The 17242-nt window shown below is 66.6% G+C and carries 13 protein-coding genes; 12 read left to right on the top strand and 1 reads right to left on the bottom strand.

All coding sequences use genetic code 11. The features are described 5' to 3' along the window. The first annotated feature begins 92 nt into the window (after positions 1 to 92). Genes ACFFJ6_RS21970 through ACFFJ6_RS21960 form a run of 3 tightly spaced genes read left to right on the top strand, consistent with a single transcriptional unit; the run spans position 93 to position 3282 of the window. A complete protein-coding gene (locus ACFFJ6_RS21970) occupies positions 93 to 1232 on the top strand; it encodes an acyl-CoA dehydrogenase family protein (RefSeq protein ID WP_378391826.1) in 1140 nt (379 codons plus the stop codon). A gap of 20 nt (positions 1233 to 1252) precedes the next feature. Then, positions 1253 to 2341 carry an LLM class flavin-dependent oxidoreductase gene (locus ACFFJ6_RS21965; protein ID WP_378391824.1) on the top strand — a complete coding sequence of 363 codons (1089 nt, stop codon included), beginning with the start codon at positions 1253 to 1255 and terminating at the stop codon, positions 2339 to 2341. Further along, complete coding sequence (locus ACFFJ6_RS21960; protein WP_378391822.1) at positions 2338 to 3282, top strand: ABC transporter substrate-binding protein; 945 nt, start codon at positions 2338 to 2340, stop codon at positions 3280 to 3282. The genes ACFFJ6_RS21965 and ACFFJ6_RS21960 overlap by 4 nt, the downstream gene beginning before the upstream one ends. Positions 3283 to 3311: 29 nt before the next feature. Here ACFFJ6_RS21960 and ACFFJ6_RS21955 read toward each other — a convergent pair whose 3' ends face one another. Next, positions 3312 to 3563, bottom strand: coding sequence for a DUF3551 domain-containing protein (locus ACFFJ6_RS21955; RefSeq protein WP_378391820.1), 252 nt, complete (start codon positions 3561 to 3563; stop codon positions 3312 to 3314). A gap of 522 nt (positions 3564 to 4085) precedes the next feature. Here ACFFJ6_RS21955 and dnaE point away from each other — a divergent pair. From dnaE to dxr, 9 genes are all read left to right on the top strand, one after another. Beyond that, a complete protein-coding gene (dnaE, locus tag ACFFJ6_RS21950) occupies positions 4086 to 7562 on the top strand; it encodes a DNA polymerase III subunit alpha (protein WP_378391818.1) in 3477 nt (1158 codons plus the stop codon). 163 nt (positions 7563 to 7725) lie between these two features. After that, positions 7726 to 10335, top strand: coding sequence for a caspase family protein (locus ACFFJ6_RS21945; protein WP_378392265.1), 2610 nt, complete (start codon positions 7726 to 7728; stop codon positions 10333 to 10335). A gap of 255 nt (positions 10336 to 10590) precedes the next feature. Next, a complete protein-coding gene (locus ACFFJ6_RS21940) occupies positions 10591 to 11583 on the top strand; it encodes a 30S ribosomal protein S2 (RefSeq protein WP_378391816.1) in 993 nt (330 codons plus the stop codon). Positions 11584 to 11768: 185 nt separating this feature from the next. Then, a complete protein-coding gene (gene tsf / locus ACFFJ6_RS21935) occupies positions 11769 to 12695 on the top strand; it encodes a translation elongation factor Ts (RefSeq protein ID WP_378391814.1) in 927 nt (308 codons plus the stop codon). A 68-nt stretch (positions 12696 to 12763) separates the two neighbouring features. Beyond that, entirely contained in the window at positions 12764 to 13480 is a 717-nt protein-coding gene (gene pyrH / locus ACFFJ6_RS21930) for a UMP kinase (protein WP_378391812.1), read from the top strand. 59 nt (positions 13481 to 13539) lie between these two features. Continuing rightward, positions 13540 to 14103, top strand: coding sequence for a ribosome recycling factor (gene frr / locus ACFFJ6_RS21925; RefSeq protein WP_378391810.1), 564 nt, complete (start codon positions 13540 to 13542; stop codon positions 14101 to 14103). 264 nt (positions 14104 to 14367) lie between these two features. Then, positions 14368 to 15126: an isoprenyl transferase gene (locus ACFFJ6_RS21920; protein WP_378391808.1), complete on the top strand. Its 759-nt coding sequence runs from the start codon at positions 14368 to 14370 to the stop codon at positions 15124 to 15126. A gap of 5 nt (positions 15127 to 15131) precedes the next feature. Next, positions 15132 to 15980: a phosphatidate cytidylyltransferase gene (locus tag ACFFJ6_RS21915; RefSeq protein ID WP_378391806.1), complete on the top strand. Its 849-nt coding sequence runs from the start codon at positions 15132 to 15134 to the stop codon at positions 15978 to 15980. Between the two features lie 4 nt (positions 15981 to 15984). Beyond that, a complete protein-coding gene (gene dxr, locus ACFFJ6_RS21910) occupies positions 15985 to 17208 on the top strand; it encodes a 1-deoxy-D-xylulose-5-phosphate reductoisomerase (protein ID WP_378391804.1) in 1224 nt (407 codons plus the stop codon). The last annotated feature ends 34 nt before the right edge of the window (positions 17209 to 17242 follow it).

The raw sequence follows: 17242 nt of genomic DNA, 5'->3' as shown, positions 1-17242 counted from the left end.
GCAGTTTACTCAAGACCGGGCGGACGGATCCGCGGCTGCGCTTGTTTGCGTGGCCGATCAATCGCGGCTGCCCGTTAGCGAAAGGCACGGCCATGGATGCGGCAATCGGACCGCTCGATCGCGCACGCTTGCTTGCGGCTGATTTTGCGGGGCGCGCCGCACAATACGACCGTGATGGCAGCTTTCCCTTCGAGAACTTTGATCGGCTGTCCGAGGCCGGGCTGCTCGCGCTGCCGGTCGCGCGTGGATTCGGCGGGCAGGGTGCAGGCGCCCTCGAACTGGTGCGGGTGCTGGGACTGATCGCACAGGGGGATGCGGCGACCGCACTGGTCCTGTCGATGCACTACATCCAGCACTATCTGCTGACACGTGACGACCGCTTTCCTCTGCATTTGACGAGAAAGCTGTCGGCCGAGTCTGTGCGCGGCGTGGCGCTGATCAATGCGCTGCGGGTCGAGCCGGAGCTGGGCTCGCCGGCACGGGGCGGATTGCCGGCCACCACGGCGTCGCGACAGGTCGACCACTGGTTAGTATCCGGCCGGAAGATCTATTCCACCGGTGCGCCGATCCTGAAGCACTATCTGGTATGGGCGAAGACCGATGAGCCCGACCCGCGCGTGGGCTCCTTCCTGGTGCCTGCCGGACTGCCGGGGACGACGATCCTCGAGTCCTGGGACCATCTCGGTCAGCGCGCCAGCGGCAGCCACGACATCGTCTTCGATCAGGTTCGTGTGCCGCTCGACCATGCGATCGACGTCCGTGCGCCGGCGGAGTGGCAGTCGCCGAACGCGGCCCAGAACGCCATCCATAGCCTGTTCATCGCCGCGATCTATGACGGCGTCGCGCGAGCGGCGCGAAGCTGGCTGGTCGATTTTCTGCAGCAGCGTAAACCCGCCAATCTCGGCGCCGCGCTGGCGACGTTGCCGCGCGCCCAGGAGGCGCTCGGCGACATCGAGATCCGGCTCGCTGTCAACACGCGGCTGATCGAGACTGCCGCGGCCGAACAGGATCTCGGCGGCGTCGCGGTCGCCGACGCGCACGCCGTGAAGCTGACGGTTACTAACAACGCCGTTGAGGTGGTGCAGACCGCGCTGTCGCTGTCGAGCAATCACGGCCTGTCGCGCCGCCATCCGCTGGAGCGGCACTATCGCGACGTGCTGTGCGCCCGCGTCCACACTCCGCAGGACGATTCCATCAAGCTCGCCGCCGGCCGCGCCGCGCTCGGCATCTGACATCATCGCAAGGAGGAAGCATGGCTCTCGAATTCATCGGATTCATCGGCAACAACAATTCGTCGGAGACCATCGTGCGCTCCGGCCCGGTGCTCGACATCGATCACGTCGAGACCGTCGCCAAGGCCCACGAGAACGCCGGCTTCGACCGCGCGCTGCTGGCGTTTCATTCCGATCTTCCGGACCCGCTGCAGGTCGGTCAGCATATCGCTAGTGTGACCCAGCGTCTGAACGTGTTCATCGCGCAGCGTCCCGGCTTCACGGCCCCGACGGTGTTTGCACGGCAGTTCGCCACGCTCGATCATCTCACCAAAGGTCGCGTCTCGCTGAACGTCATCACCGGCGGTGATCACGCGGAGCTGGTTCACGACGGCAACACCGTGCCGGACAAGGACGAGCGCTACGCGCGGACCAGCGAGTTTCTCGACATCGTGCGGTCGGAGTGGAGCAGCGACACGCCGTTCGACTACGACGGCAAGTACTATCAGGTGAAGGGCGGCTTCTCGCAGATCAAGCCGCTGCGCCCGGAGGGCATTCCGGTGTTCATCGCCGGGGCATCGGATGCGGCGATCAAGGTCGCGGGCCGGCACGCCGACATCTTCGCGCTGTGGGGTGAGACCTATGAGGAGGTCCGGTCGATCATCGGCCGTGTAAAGGCTGCGGCGGCGAAGAACAACCGGCCGTCGCCGCGCTTCAGCCTGTCGTTCCGTCCCATCCTGGCCGAGACCGAGGAGCTCGCCTGGGCTAAGGCCGACTCGATCCTGGCACGCGCTCAGGCCGTGCAGGAGGTCAGTGGCTTCAAGCGCGGCGCTGGGCAGCCGGCCAACGAAGGCTCGCGGCGCCTGCTGGCGTTGGCGGCGAAGGGCGAGCGGTTGGACAAGCGGCTCTGGACGGGACTCGCCAAGCTGACCGGTGCACGGGGCAATTCGACCTCGCTGGTCGGCACGCCGCAGCAGGTCGCCGAAGCCTTGCTGGACTATTACGCGCTTGGCGTCGACATCTTCCTGATCCGCGGCTTCGATCCGCTGGTCGATGCCATCGACTATGGGCGCGAGTTGATCCCGCTGACGCGCGAACTGGTCGCCCGCCGCGAAGCGGTGGCGGCATGATCCGGTTCCTCGTTGCGGCCGCGCTGCTGATTGGCGCGGCCGACGGCGCCGCGGCGCAGACCGTGCTGCGCGTCGGCGATCAGAAGGGCAATTCGCAGGCGGTGATGGAAGCCGCCGGCGTGCTCAAGGACGTGCCGTACAAGATTGAGTGGCGCGAGTTTCCCGCAGCGGCACCGCTGTTGGAAGCGCTCGGTGCCGGCGCGCTCGATACCGGGCTGGTCGGCGATGCGCCGTTCACCTTCGCGGCCGCCGCCAACGTTCCGGTGAAGGCGATCGCGGCGATCCGGCAGACGCAGGAGGGACTCGCCATTCTGGCGCCGAAGGAATCGCCGATCCGCAGCTTCGACGACCTGAAGGGCAAGAAGATCGCGACCGGCCGCGGCTCCATCGGTCACCAGCTGGTGCTCGCTGCGCTGGAAGCGAAAGGATTGAAGCCTGGGGATGTCCAACTGGTGTTCCTCGCGCCATCGGATGCCAAGATCGCCTATAGCCAGGGCTCGGTGGACGCGTGGTCGACTTGGGAGCCCTATGTCAGTCAGGAGGAGGTGCTGTTCGGCTCCCGTCGGGTGATCACCGCCGAAGGGCTGACGCCGGGGCTCAGTTTCCAGGTTGCGCGCCCGGACGCGATTGCGAGCAAGCGGGGCGAACTGCAGGATTTCCTGCAGCGATTGTCACGGGCGCGGGCATGGTCGCTGAACAATGTCTCTGTCTACGCAGACACCTGGGGCAAGCTGATGGGCATTCCGCCTGCGGTCCCGTTGAACTGGCTCAGCCGTGCCAAGATCAGGATCACGGCTGTGGATGATGCCGTGGTTTCGGGCGAACAGCAGACGATCGACCTCTACTTCCGCAATGGCCTGATCAATCGGTCGCTGAAGGCCGAGGATGTCGTCGACCGCTCGTTCGCCCCGGCAATCGATGGGGCGCTGGCGAGCCAGTAGGGCGATGACGTATCGCCGCGGCCAGCGGCTCAATGCCCGCGGTGGCGGCGCGCCGGTGCGCTCGGAGGTTGATACCAGGGATTGGTGATGCACTGGCCGGCGATGCCCGTCGCCGAGGGACGGCACTGATCGATGGAGACGTAGCGGCACTCGTCAAACCGTACCGGACCATAGACCCGCAGGCAGACCGGATAGTTGTCGTAGGGCTGCGCAACGGCGGCGGACGACCATGCAACAGGCAGTCCCAGGCCGGCCGCCAAGATCACGGAATGAAGGCGCATCATTGTCTCCAGTCGTCGAGCCCGTGCGGCGTCGACAGGGCTGCCGCTGCTGCCCACCCGTGCGCTTCGCGCTCGTTCCCGTCAATCGGTGGGAAGCGGGGACAAGCCATGTCCGTATAGGACTCGTTAAGCCTTCGATGTCCACCGCCGCGAGCATCCTTGACGTGAGAACAAAAGAAGAACTATGTTCTACATATGTTCACAAGGTCAGAGGGAGGCGGACGATGTTGAAGATTTTCATTCAGGAAGCTGCGGCGCTGACGTCGATTGCGCTGTTCATCGGCATGGTGGCGGTTTGGGCGCAGGTGCTGCCGCAGCTCTGAGGCGACCGCGGATGAGCCTCGGTCCTGCGGCGGCAATAGCGGGGACAAGGCAGGCGAGGCCGCTTGCACCGCCGCACTCCCGGGGTCACCATTAAGGACGAGTCGGCTGTGCTGAGCGCGCCGGCCTAGCACCTTCACCCCAGACCCTACGCGATGGCCGTTCCGACTGCCGTCCCGTCCTATCGAGAGCCGCCGCGCGATGAGCCAAGCCGGATTCGTCCATCTGCACGTTCATTCGGCCTATTCGCTGTTGAAGGGCTCGATGAAGATCGCGCGGCTGGCCGAACTCGCCAAGGCCGACCATCAGCCGGCGCTGGCGCTGACCGACACCGACAACATGTTCGGCGCGCTGGAATTCTCCGATAAGCTGTCAGGCAGCGGCATCCAGCCGATCGTCGGTCTGGAGCTCGGGATCGACTTCGGCGATCAGGACCCGACTTCGCGCAACGCTGCGCTGGCGCTCCCGTCCCGCGTCGTGCTGCTGGCGACGCGCGAGCGTGGCTATCGCAGCCTGATGCGGCTGAATTCGCGCGCGTTCCTGGAGACGCCGGTCAATCAGGCGCCGCACATCAAGTTCGACTGGCTCGACGGCGAGACCGAGGACGTCATCGCGCTGACCGGCGGACCCGACGGCCCGATCTCGCTGGCGATGCTGTCCGATCCCGCTTTGGCCCGGCAGCGCTGCGAGCGGCTGGCGTCGGCGTTCGGCGATCGGCTTTATGTCGAACTGCAACGCCACAACACCGATGCCGAGCGCCGGGCTGAAGCCGGTCTGATCGACCTCGCTTACGACATCGGGCTGCCGCTGGTCGCGACCAACGAGCCGCACTTCGCCACCGGCGACGATTTCGAGGCGCACGACGCGCTGCTGTGCATCGCCTCCGGCAAGCTGATCGCCGAGACCGATCGTGTCCAGTTCACGCCCGATCATCGATTCAAGACCCGCGCCGAGATGGCGGTGCTGTTTGCAGATCTGCCGGAGGCGCTGGCGTCCACGGTCGAGATCGCGCAGCGCTGCGCCTACCGGCCGCTGACCCGCAAGCCGATCCTGCCGCTGTTCACCGTCGGCGCCAACGTCAGCAACGCCGAGGAAGCGGCCGCCGCCGAAGCGGCCGAGTTGCGCCACCAGGCCGAGCAGGGGCTCGAGATGCGGCTGCGCGTGCACGGCCTGTCGCCGAACACGACCGAGGAGGACTACCGCAAGCGGCTTGCCTTCGAACTCGACGTCATCAGCCGCATGAAATACGCGGGCTACTTCCTGATCGTGTCGGACTTCATCAAGTGGGCGAAGGCACACGGCATTCCGGTCGGGCCGGGCCGCGGCTCGGGCGCGGGCTCGCTGGTGGCGTATTCGCTGACCATCACCGACCTCGATCCGATCCGCTTCGGCCTGCTGTTCGAGCGCTTCCTCAATCCGGAACGCGTCTCGATGCCGGACTTCGACATCGACTTCTGCCAGGACCGCCGCGGCGAAGTGATCGAGTACGTCCAGCAACGTTACGGCCGCGATCAGGTCGCGCAGATCATTACGTTCGGTACGCTGCAGGCGCGCGGCGTGCTGCGCGACGTCGGCCGCGTCCTGCAGATGCCGTACGGCCAGGTCGACAAGCTGACCAAGCTGGTGCCGCAGAACCCGGCCGCGCCGATTTCGCTGAAGCAGGCGATCGAAGGCGAGCCGAAGCTGCAGGCGTTCCGCGATGAAGATCCTGTGGTGGCGCGTGCCTTCGACATCGCGCAGAAGCTCGAGGGCCTGACCCGACACGCGTCGACCCATGCGGCCGGCATCGTGATCGGCGACCGGCCGCTCAGCGATCTCGTGCCGATGTACCGAGATCCGAAATCCGACATGCCGGTCACCCAGTTCAACATGAAGTGGGTGGAGCCGGCGGGGCTCGTGAAGTTCGACTTCCTGGGCCTGAAGACCCTGACGGTGCTCGACGTCGCGGTGAAGCTGCTCAAGCAGCGCGACATCCATGTCGACCTGCCGACGCTGCCGATCGACGACGCGCCGAGTTACCAGATGCTGGCGCGAGGCGACGTGGTCGGCGTGTTCCAGGTGGAAAGCGCGGGCATGCGCCGCGCGCTGGTCGATATGCGGCCCGACCGATTCGAGGACATCATCGCGCTGGTGGCGCTGTATCGCCCGGGCCCGATGGCCAACATCCCGACCTATTGCGCGCGTAAACACGGCGACGAGGAGCCGGAATATCTGCATCCGATGCTGGAGCCGATCCTCAAGGAAACGTTCGGCGTCATCATCTACCAGGAACAGGTGATGCAGATCGCGCAGGTCATGGCCGGCTACTCGCTCGGCGACGCCGACCTGCTGCGCCGCGCGATGGGCAAGAAGATCCGCGCCGAGATGGACAAGCAGCGCGCGATTTTCGTCGACGGCGCTGTGAAGAACGGCGTCGCCAAGGACGCCGCCGACACCATCTTCGACCTGCTGGCGAAGTTTGCCGACTACGGCTTCAACAAGAGCCACGCGGCCGCCTATGCGCTGGTGTCGTACCACACCGCCTACATGAAGGCGCATTACCCGGTCGAATTCCTCGCCGCGTCGATGACGTTGGAAATCAATAACACTGACAAGCTGTCGGAATTCCGCGCCGAAGCGCAGCGGCTCGGCATCAAGGTCGAGGCGCCGTCGGTGAACCGCTCCGGCGCGACCTTCGAGGTCGGCGAAAACACCATCTACTACGCGCTCGCCGGCCTGAAGGGCGTCGGCATGCAGGCAGTGCAGCAGATCGTCGAGGCACGCGGCGACCGGCCGTTTGCTTCGCTCGCCGACTTCGCCGCCCGCGTCAGCCCCCGCGCGATCAACAAGCGGGTGATCGAATGCCTTGCCGCCGCCGGCGCGTTCGACTGCATCGATCCAAATCGCGCGCGCGTGTTCGCTGCGGCCGATGCGATCATCGCGGCGTGCCAGCGCGCCAACGAAGCGGCGACCAGCGGCCAGAATGACATGTTCGGGAGCCTGCCGGATGCACCGTCGATCGTGCTGCCGCAGATCGAAGCCTGGCTGCCGTCGGAGCGGCTGCGCCGCGAATACGACGCGATCGGCTTCTTCCTGTCCGGCCATCCGCTCGACGACTACACCACCGCGCTGAAGCGGCTGCGGGTACAGTCCTGGGCCGACTTCTGCAAGGCGGTGAAGTCCGGTGCGACCGCCGGCAAGGTCGCCGCCACCGTGGTGTCGCGCATGGAGCGGCGCACCAAGACCGGCAACAAGATGGGCATCATGGGCCTGTCCGATCCGACCGGGCATTTCGAGGCGGTGTTGTTCTCCGAAGGGCTGGCGCAGTATCGCGACGTGCTGGAGCCGGGCGCCGCTGTGCTGCTGCAGCTCGGCGCCGAACTGCAGGGCGAGGACGTCCGCGCCCGCGTTCTGCATGCCGAGCCGCTCGACGCCGCCGCCGCCAAGGCGCAGAAGGGCCTGCGCATCTTCCTGCGGGACACCAAATTCCTCGACTCGGTCGCCAAGCGGCTGGAGGGCGCTGCACCGTCGAGTCCGGCGCAGGGCCGATCGGCAGGCGAGGGCGATGTTTCGCTGGTGCTGATGCTCGACCTCGAGACCGAGGTCGAGATGAAGCTGCCCGGCCGCTACAAGGTCTCGCCGCAAATCGCCGGCGCCATCAAGGCGGTCTCCGGCGTCGTCGACGTGCAGGCGCTGTAGTTGACGACCCGAAGTGGTATCGTTCGGGCGTCGCGCGCAGTGCAGCAACGGCTGCCTTGTTGATGTCGCGTTTTGTTCAAGTGACATTCAGATGGCGGCGCGCTGAACTACGTGCGGTGGCGATCCGCAGGTGCGGATGGCGCTCATGCATCAGGTCGCGATCATGCGTCTTTCTCCGCTTCTTTCTCTTGTCTCCGCCTTCGTCGTTCTGCTGATTGCCGTCCCGGACGGCGCCTTCGCCCAACAGCAGGAAAAGCGCATCGCGTTGGTGATCGGTAATGCCGCCTATGCCAAGGCGCCGCTGTCGACCGCAGCCAATGACGGCGGCCTGATCGCCCAGACGCTGCAGGCGGCCGGCTTCGACGTCAGTGGCGCCCGCGATCTCGACGGTGACACCCTGCGCGGCGCCTTCCGCGACTTCATGAAGAAGGCCGAGGATGCCGGCCCCGACACGGTGGCAGCGGTGTATCTCGCCGGCTACGGCGTGCAGTACGCCGGCGAGAACTACTTCATCCCGGTCGACTCCCGGATCACCCGCGACACCGACATTCCGATCGAAGGGCTGCGGATCGGCGACTATATGCGCCAGCTCGTTTCGCTGCCGTTGAAGACGAGCATCGTGGTGCTGGATCTGGCGCGTGAACAGCCGTTCGTCCCGCCGGGCTCGGTCGCCTCCGGCCTGGCGATGGTCGAGCCGAACCCGAAGATGCTGACCGCGTTCAATGCGGCGCCCGGGACCGTCGCGCCGGACGAGCGCGGCGCCTACGGCGTCTATGCCCAGGCGCTGGCCGAGATGATCCGGACCGGCGGCCTCACTCTGCCGCAACTGTTCGATCGCGTCCGGCTGCGCGTCAACGAAAATACCAAGGGCGCTCAGTTGCCATGGGATACGCGGACCGTCGACTCGAACTTCATGTTCTTCGATCGTGCGCCGGACGCGCCGCCGCTCGCTGCTGTCGACCAGACGCTACGCTCCAAGCCGATCCGCGACTTCGGCGCGCAGGAGGCTTATGCGGCCGCCCTCGATCGCGACACGCTGCAGGCCTACGACGACTTCCTTGCGGCCTATCCGAACGATCCGCTGGCCAAGCGGGTGAGGGCGATCGTTGCGGCGCGACGCGAGGCGATCACCTGGCGCCGTACCTATCGGGTTGATACGCCGGACGCCTATTGGTCGTATCTGCGTCGCTATCCGCGCGGACCTCATGCGGGGGACGCGCGTCGCCGACTGGCGATCCTCGCCGCTGCGCTCGAGCCGCCGCCGAGCTTCACTATGATCGACTACGACGTGCCGCCGCCGCCGCCCGACGAAATCGTCTATGTCGACAGGCCGGTGCTGATGCTCAGCGATCCGGTCTTCGACTTCGCGCCGCCTCCGCCGCCGCCGGTGTATTTGTTGCCGCCGCCGCCGCCGGATTTCGTGGTGCTGCCGCCTCCGCCGCCGCCGATCGGCCTGTTCTATCTGCCGCGGCCGATGTTCGTGCCGATCCCCGCTTACGTGCAGCCGCCGGTTTATGTGCAGCCGCCGCCCAACAACATCATCTTCGCCAACATCCACAACACCACGGTGATCAATCAGGTGATCAACCAGCCGCCGCCTGTCGCCGCTAATCCGGCCGCGCCGCTGATTGCTCCGCCGTCGGCCCCGGGCGTCGCGGCGCCCGGGGTGGCACCGTCGGTCACACCGAGTCGGGCTGGTATCGCCGCGGCGGCTTTGGCAGGTGGCGCTGTCGGCGCCGCGCTGCCGGCTGCGGTGATGCAGCGTGCGGCTCTGATCCAGCAGGGCAAGGCCGCTGTGCCGCCGAGCGCCACCGTCAACACGGTGCCGCAGGGCGGCTTCGCTGCGCGGCCGGGCGTGCAATTGCAGGGACCACGATTGGCGCAGCCGGCAGCGGCGACCTCGTCGCCGGCTTCGCCCTCGACGTCGCCAGCGATCCAAGGCACGCCGGCGGTGCAGTCCGCAACGCCAAACACGTCTCTGCCCAGCTCCGTCCAAGGGCGGCCGGGTGTGGGGACGCCGGGCAATCAGCCACGGCCGGGGCAGGGGCCCGCAGCGGCGGCCGTTCCGGGCGCGCAGGCGCTGCCAGTGCCCGGTACCAAGGGCTTGCCGCCGGCACCTGGTACCCCAGGTGCTGGTGCGGCTCGGCCGGGAATGCCGGGCGCTCCCGCTGCCCCGAACGCGGGCCGGACCGGTCCGGCCGCAGGCCCAGCGGGCGGGGCCGCTCTCCAGGCGGTCGCGCCGACAGCGCCGCCACCCCAGGGACAAAAGCTGCAATCGCCGCCTCCGGCGGCAGCCACGGCTGGCAAACCGGAAACCGGAAACCCGGCGGCCGCCGCTGCGATGCGGCGGACTCCGACGGTGGTGACGCCCGCAAGGCCGCCTGGTCCGCCGGCTGATGCCGCGGATCGGAGGCCGGCGCCTCCGCAGGTGACGCGTCCTGCGCCGCCGACGGTTGCAAAGCCGGTCGCGCCGCCGATGCACGTCGCGCCGCATGTTGCTCCGCCGCCGCGCGTTGAACCGCGAATAGCGGCCCCACCGCCGCGGGCCGAGCCTCGGATCGCCGCACCGCCACCTCGCGCGGAACCCCGGATGGCTCCGCCGCCTGCACCACGGCCGCCGCCGCCCCACGTCGCACCACCGCCCCCGCCGCGGATGGCTGCGCCGCCGGCGCCGCCTCACGTCGCTCCGCCGCCGGCTCCTCCGCGAGCGGCCCCGCCGCCAAGGCAGGCCGGCCCGCCCAAGAAGTGCCGGCCGGAAGAAAAGAACTGCTGAAGCGCCGGCAAGCGCGATCTGGCCGACCCGAATACCTTTCAGGTGGGGCCGGCCGGATCGCCGCGGTCGTCGAAGCTTGCCGCAGGGAAGGCCGGTTCACCTTGCGTTATCGGGGAATCCGGCTATAACGCGCGCCATCTCACACGGAAGCATGGCTTAATCGCCGTCCGGTGGCACCGGGCCGGAAGGCAGGATTGTCCTGTCCCATCGCTCGTTGCCCACGCGCTTCCGGAGGAACAACCGGAGAATAGACCTATGGCACTTCCTGAATTTTCCATGCGCCAGCTGCTCGAAGCCGGCGTCCATTTCGGTCACCAGTCGCACCGCTGGAATCCGAAGATGGCCGAGTACATTTTCGGCGCCCGCAACAACATCCACATCATCGACCTCGCGCAGACCGTGCCGCTGATGCACCGCGCGCTGCAGGCGATCAGCGACACCGTCGCCAAGGGCGGCCGCGTGCTGTTCGTCGGCACCAAGCGCCAGGCGCAGGACGCCGTGGCCGATGCGGCCAAGCGCTCGGCGCAGTACTTCGTCAACTCGCGCTGGCTCGGCGGTACGCTGACCAACTGGAAGACGATCTCGGGCTCGATCAAGCGGCTGCGTCACCTCGACGACGTGCTGAACTCGGCCGACGCCAATGCCTACACCAAGAAGGAGCGGCTCGAGCTGCAGCGCGAGCGCGACAAGCTCGACCGTTCGCTCGGCGGCATCAAGGACATGGGCGGTCTGCCCGACCTGATCTTCGTGATCGACACCAACAAGGAAGACATCGCGATCCAGGAAGCCCAGCGGCTCGGCATCCCGGTCGCGGCGATCGTTGATACCAACTGCGATCCGAAGGGCATCACCTATCTGGTGCCGGGCAACGACGACGCCGGCCGTGCGATCTCGCTGTATTGCGACCTCGTCGCCCGCGCGGTGATCGACGGCATCTCGCGCGCCCAGGGCGAGTCGGGCTTCGACATCGGCGCGGCGTCGCAGCCGCTCCGTGAGGACCTGCCGGCCCAGACCAGCGGCTTCCAGGGTCTGCCCGGTCCGCGTGGCACCCCGGACGACCTCAAGAAGCTGACCGGCGTGTCCGGCGCGATCGAGAAGAAGTTCAACGACCTCGGCATCTTCCACTTCTGGCAGCTGGCCGAGCTCGATCAGGCGACCGCGCATCAGATCGGCGAAGAAGTCGGTCTGCCGGGTCGCGCCGATGGCTGGGTCGCCCAGGCCAAGGGCATGACCGCCGAGGCGGAATAAGGCGCGACGCTGCGGCCGGCTCACCGGCCGCAGCGCTGATCCATCGATCGAGTGCATTTTCAGGCGGAGCGCCGCGTTCGCGCTACCGCGAAATGCTCCGGTCGTCGAAATCTGTGATGACTTCCTGATCGCGTGCCGTCGGCTCCCGCCGTGCGGTGCGCACTGACAGGCAAAGGACCTACGACATGGCAACGATTACTGCAGCGATGGTCAAGGAGCTGCGTGAGACCACCGGCGTCGGCATGATGGACTGCAAGCAGGCGCTCAACGAGAACGACGGCAATCTCGAAGCCGCGATCGACTGGCTGCGCAAGAAGGGCCTGTCGAAGGCCGCCAAGAAGGCCGGCCGCGTCGCTGCGGAAGGTCTGATCGGCGCGGTGACCGACGGCACCAAGGGCGTCGTCATCGAGGTCAACTCCGAGACCGACTTCGTTGCGCGCAACGAGCAGTTCCAGGGCCTGGTCAAGATGATCGCCCAGGTGGCGCTGAAGGTCGGCGCCGACGTGGACGCGATCAACGCCGCCCCGGTCGGCTCGTCCACGGTCGCCGGCGCGATTTCGGACGCGATCGCCACCATCGGCGAGAACATGACGCTGCGCCGCGCCGCTTCGCTCGAAGTGACGCAGGGTGTTGTCGCGAGCTACATCCACGGCGCGGTGATCGACGGTGCCGGCAAGATGGGCGTGATCGTCGCGCTGGAGTCGACCGGCAAGACCGACGAACTCGCCGCGCTGGGTCGCCAGCTCGCGATGCACGTTGCCGCCGCCAACCCGCAGGCGCTCGACCCGGCCGGTCTCGACCCGGCCGTGGTGCAGCGCGAGCGCGAGGTGATGGCCGACAAGTATCGTCAGCAGGGCAAGCCGGAAAACATGATCGAGAAGATCGTCGAGAACGGCCTGAAGACCTACTACAAGGAAGTCTGCCTGCTCGAGCAGGCCTACATCCACGACGAGAAGGGCAAGGCGGTCGCTCAGGCCGTCAAGGAAGCCGAGGGCAAGGTCGGTGCGCCGATCAAGATCACCGGCTTCGTCCGCTACGCGCTTGGCGAAGGCATCGAAAAGCAGACCAGTGACTTCGCCGCCGAAGTCGCCGCCGCGAGCGGCCAGAAGTAATCGCTTTTCACGTGACGGACTCCCGGCCACCCGGCCGGGAGCGAACCCGCTGAGGACGCGACCGCATCATGGGTGAGCCGATCTATCGTCGTGTGGTGGTCAAGCTATCGGGCGAGTATTTCGCCGGCCCCCAGAGCTACGGCATCGATCAGCCCACCATCGACCGCGTCGCGGGTGACCTGATCGCCGCGCGCAACTTCGGCGTCGAGATCGCCGTGGTGGTGGGTGGCGGCAATATCTTCCGCGGCGTCGAAGTCTCGTCCCGCGGCGTGTCGCGTCCGACGGGCGACACCATGGGCATGCTCGCCACAGTGATGAACTGCCTGGCGCTCGGCGAGGCGTTGCGTCGCCACGGGCAACCGGCTCGGACATTCTCGGCCTTGCTGATGCCGGAAGTCTGCGATCTCTATACACGCGCCGCGGCCCTCGAGACGCTCGCCGCCGGCGGCATCGCGCTGCTGGCCGGCGGCACCGGCAATCCGTTTTTCACGACTGATACCACCGCGGTGCTGCGCGCGGCCGAGATCGATGCCGGCGCAGTGCTGAAGGCGACCAATGTCGACGGCGTCTACACCGCCGATCCGAAGCGCGATCCGACTGCGAAGCGGTTCGACAAACTGACGCATTCCGAAGCGCTCGCCGGCAACTACAAGGTGATGGACGCGACGGCCTTCGCGCTTGCCCGCGAAACCTCGCTGCCTATCATCGTTTTCTCCATCGCCGAGGCAGGTTCGATCGGCGCCGTGCTCGGCGGCGCGGGCAGGGCTACCGTCGTGGCCGGTTGAAGTGCGCCGGCGGACCGCCGCCGCGACGTGAGATCAGAATTCTGGAAGGAGTGACTGGCATGCAGTCCGAGAAGTTCGACATCAATGAAGTGAAGCGCCGGATGCAGGGCGCGTCGCAGTCGCTGCAGCACGAACTCGGTGGTCTGCGCACCGGCCGTGCCTCGGCCTCGATGCTGGAGCCGGTGCAGGTCGATGCCTATGGTACCCATATGCCGCTCAATCAGCTTGCCACCGTCTCGGTGCCGGAGCCGCGGCTGTTGTCGGTGCAGGTCTGGGACAAGTCGATGGTCAAAGCCGTCGAGAAGGCGATCGTCGATTCCAACCTCGGCCTGAGCCCGGCGACCGAAGGCACGGTGTTGCGGCTGCGCATCCCGGAGCTCAACGCGGATCGCCGCAAGGAACTCGTGAAGGTCGCGCACAAATACGCCGAGGCGGCGCGGGTCGCGGTTCGCCACGTCCGCCGCGACGGAATGGACACGATCAAGAAGCTCGAGAAGGCCCACGAGATCTCCGAGGACGATCAGAAGCGGCTCGATCAGGAAGTTCAGAAGGCGACTGATGCGGCAATCGCCGAGATCGATCAGTTGCTCGCGAACAAGGAAAAAGAGATCATGACCGTTTAACCTCGCCTTTCGGCGCCGCGTCGCGCGGCGCCGGGACGGTCGCGGCGCGGTCATTGCATGCTGCAATCCGGTGCGGCTCGAACTGCGGATCGCACGTGGCGGATTGTCATTCGCCAAGGTGCGCGAATCGGGCCTAGTGCAACGGGACGATGACGATGCTGGTAACGAGCCTTGTGATCGTCTCTGCCATAACTTATTGATCCGAGAAAGTTCTGGCGGTCGAACGGGTATTTCTTCGCGGGATGACGCTTCGGGAATTGACGTATGTCGAAAGCTGCCGCCACCGCGACCGACCGATCGGATCCCCCCGTAGTTCCGGCGCATGTCGCCATCATCATGGACGGCAATGGCCGCTGGGCCGCGGCGAGGGGGCTGCCGCGGGCAGAAGGCCACCGCCGCGGGGTTGAGGCGCTCCGCCGGGTCGTGCGGGCCGCCAACGAAATCGGCATCCGCTATCTGACCATCTTCTCGTTCAGTTCCGAGAACTGGACCCGGCCGGCGACCGAGATCGTCGACCTGTTCGGCCTGCTGCGCCGATTCATCCGCAACGATCTCGCCTCGCTGCACCGCGACGGGGTCTGTGTCCGGGTCATCGGCGAGCGCGACCGGCTGGACCGCGACCTTTGCGCGATGCTCGACGAGGCGCAGGAACTCACGCGCAACAATACCAAGCTCAATCTGGTGGTCGCCTTCAACTACGGCTCACGGCAGGAGATCGCGAAGGCCGCGCAGCGGTTGGCGCAGGAAGTCGCCGAAGGCACGCGGGACCCGGCCACGATCGATATCGACACGCTGGGCCGCTATCTTGAGGCGCCCGACATTCCAGATCCGGACCTGATCATCCGTACCAGCGGAGAGCAACGATTGTCGAATTTCCTGATGTGGCAGGCGGCGTACAGTGAACTGGTGTTCGTGCCCATTCACTGGCCGGACTTCGACAAGGCGGCGCTGGAAGAGGCGATCGCCGAATATGCCCGGCGCGAACGCCGGTTCGGCGGCTTGGCCGCGAAAACAGGATCGTGACACGCGTGAGCCAGGACAATGCGGCGCCCACGCCGGCGGCCGAGCAGGGCTCCCGGAATCTGTGGCTGCGTGTCGCCGCGGCCGTCGTATTGGCGCCGGGCGCGCTCGCCATCGCTTATCTGGGCGGTTGGATTTGGGCCGTGCTCGCAACGGCCGTGGCGATTGGTCTGTTCCTGGAATGGCTGTCGGTGGTAGGCGCCGCCCGCGATTTCCGCGTGCTGGTAATCGGCTGCCTGACGCTGCTGGTTTGCGGCATCGGGCTCATGTTCGACAAGCCCGGGCCGGCTGCCCTTGCGGCCGTGCTGGGAGTTGGCGGCCTCCTGGTGCTGAACGACCAGCCGCGGCAATGGACCGCGTCCGGACTTGGCTATGCGGCGCTGGCGCTGATCGCCTCGGTGCTGATCCGGCATGATCCCGATCACGGCTTCGTCGCCCTGGTGCTGATTTTTCTGATCGTGTGGGGCACCGACATCGGCGGCTATTTCGCCGGTCGCGGCATCGGTGGGCCCAAGCTGTGGCCGCGCGTCAGCCCAAAGAAGACCTGGGCCGGGGCGATTGGCGGCCTCGTCCTGAGCCTTGGTGTGGCGTTCGGCTTCGCTCTTGCCGGCTTCGGGAAAATCGTTCCGCTGCTGATCCTTGCGGCGATTCTTTCAACCGTTTCTCAACTCGGCGATCTGTTCGAATCCGCCGTCAAACGCCGGTTCGGCGTCAAGGATTCCAGCCACATCATTCCCGGCCATGGCGGGCTGCTCGACCGGCTCGATGGCTATGTCGCCGCAGTCGCGCTGGCGGCCCTGATCGGGATGGCGCGGGATTCGGTGGATGGTATTGGTCGCGGTCTTATGGTGTGGTGATCCGATGAGTGCAGTCCCTCTGAAAAACGACCGCCCCGCCCATGATGGCGTCCGCAGCATCAGCGTCCTCGGCGCCACGGGGTCCATTGGCGACAGCACGCTGGATCTGCTGCGTGCCGCGCCCGAGGAGTATCGGGTCGAGGCGCTGACCGGCAACGCCAACATCTCCGGCCTTGCCAAGCTGGCCAAGGAATTCAATGCCCGCTTCGTCGCGGTGGCCGATCCGGCCCGGCTGGGTGAGCTCCGGGCCGCACTGGCCGGAACATCGACCGAATGCGGGGCAGGCGAGAGCGCCCTGATCGAGGCTGCGGCGCGGCCGGCCGACTGGGTGATGGCAGCGATCAGCGGCGCGGCCGGGCTCAAGCCCGCTCTGGCGGCGGTCGATCGCGGCGCCACGGTCGCACTCGCCAACAAGGAGTGTCTGGTCTGCGCCGGCGACTTCTTCATGAGCCGGGCGGTTGCGGCGAACGCGCGGATTCTGCCCGCCGACTCCGAGCACAACGCGCTGTATCAGGCGTTGGCCTCCGGCAATCGTCACGAGCTTCTCCGCGTCATCATCACTGCGTCGGGCGGGCCGTTCCGGACCTGGTCAGCCGAGGATATCGAGCAGGCGACGCTGGCACAGGCGCTCAAGCATCCGAATTGGAGCATGGGCCAGAAGATCACCATCGATTCGGCTTCGATGATGAACAAGGGGCTCGAAGTGATCGAGGCCTCGTATCTATTCGCACTTTCACCGGACGAGATCGATGTTTTGGTGCATCCGCAGTCGATCGTCCATGGCCTGGTTGAATTCGCCGATCATTCGGTCGTGGCGCAGCTCGGCGCCCCCGATATGCGGATTCCGATCGCCCACTGTCTTGGCTGGCCGGATCGCATCCCGGGCCGGGCCGCCCGGCTCGACCTCGCCAAGATTTGTCAATTGACCTTCGAAGCTCCTGATTTCGTGCGCTTTCCGGGGCTGCGCCTAGCCTATGACGCGCTCCGCACCGGGCAGGGCGCGACGACCGTGTACAACGCCGCCAACGAGATCGCTGTGGCCGCCTTCATCGCCCAGAAGATCCGGTTCGGGGCGATCGCCCGGCTGGTCGAAGACACGATGAATGGCTGGGTGCGCGCCGGCAATCTGGCGCCGCTGAGCAGCGCCGACGATGCCATCGCCGTTGACCATAGCGCGCGAAAAATGGCTGCCACCCTCTTGCCTCAAATTGCCGCAAAGGCATCCTAGAGAGTTGGGGAACAGGGCCGTCGGTTCTGCTTGA

Source organism: Rhodopseudomonas telluris (genome assembly GCF_042432815.1).
GTDB lineage: Bacteria > Pseudomonadota > Alphaproteobacteria > Rhizobiales > Xanthobacteraceae > Rhodopseudomonas > Rhodopseudomonas telluris.
Note: the sequence above shows the minus strand (reverse complement) of the source record. Positions and strands in the feature narration are given on the sequence as shown.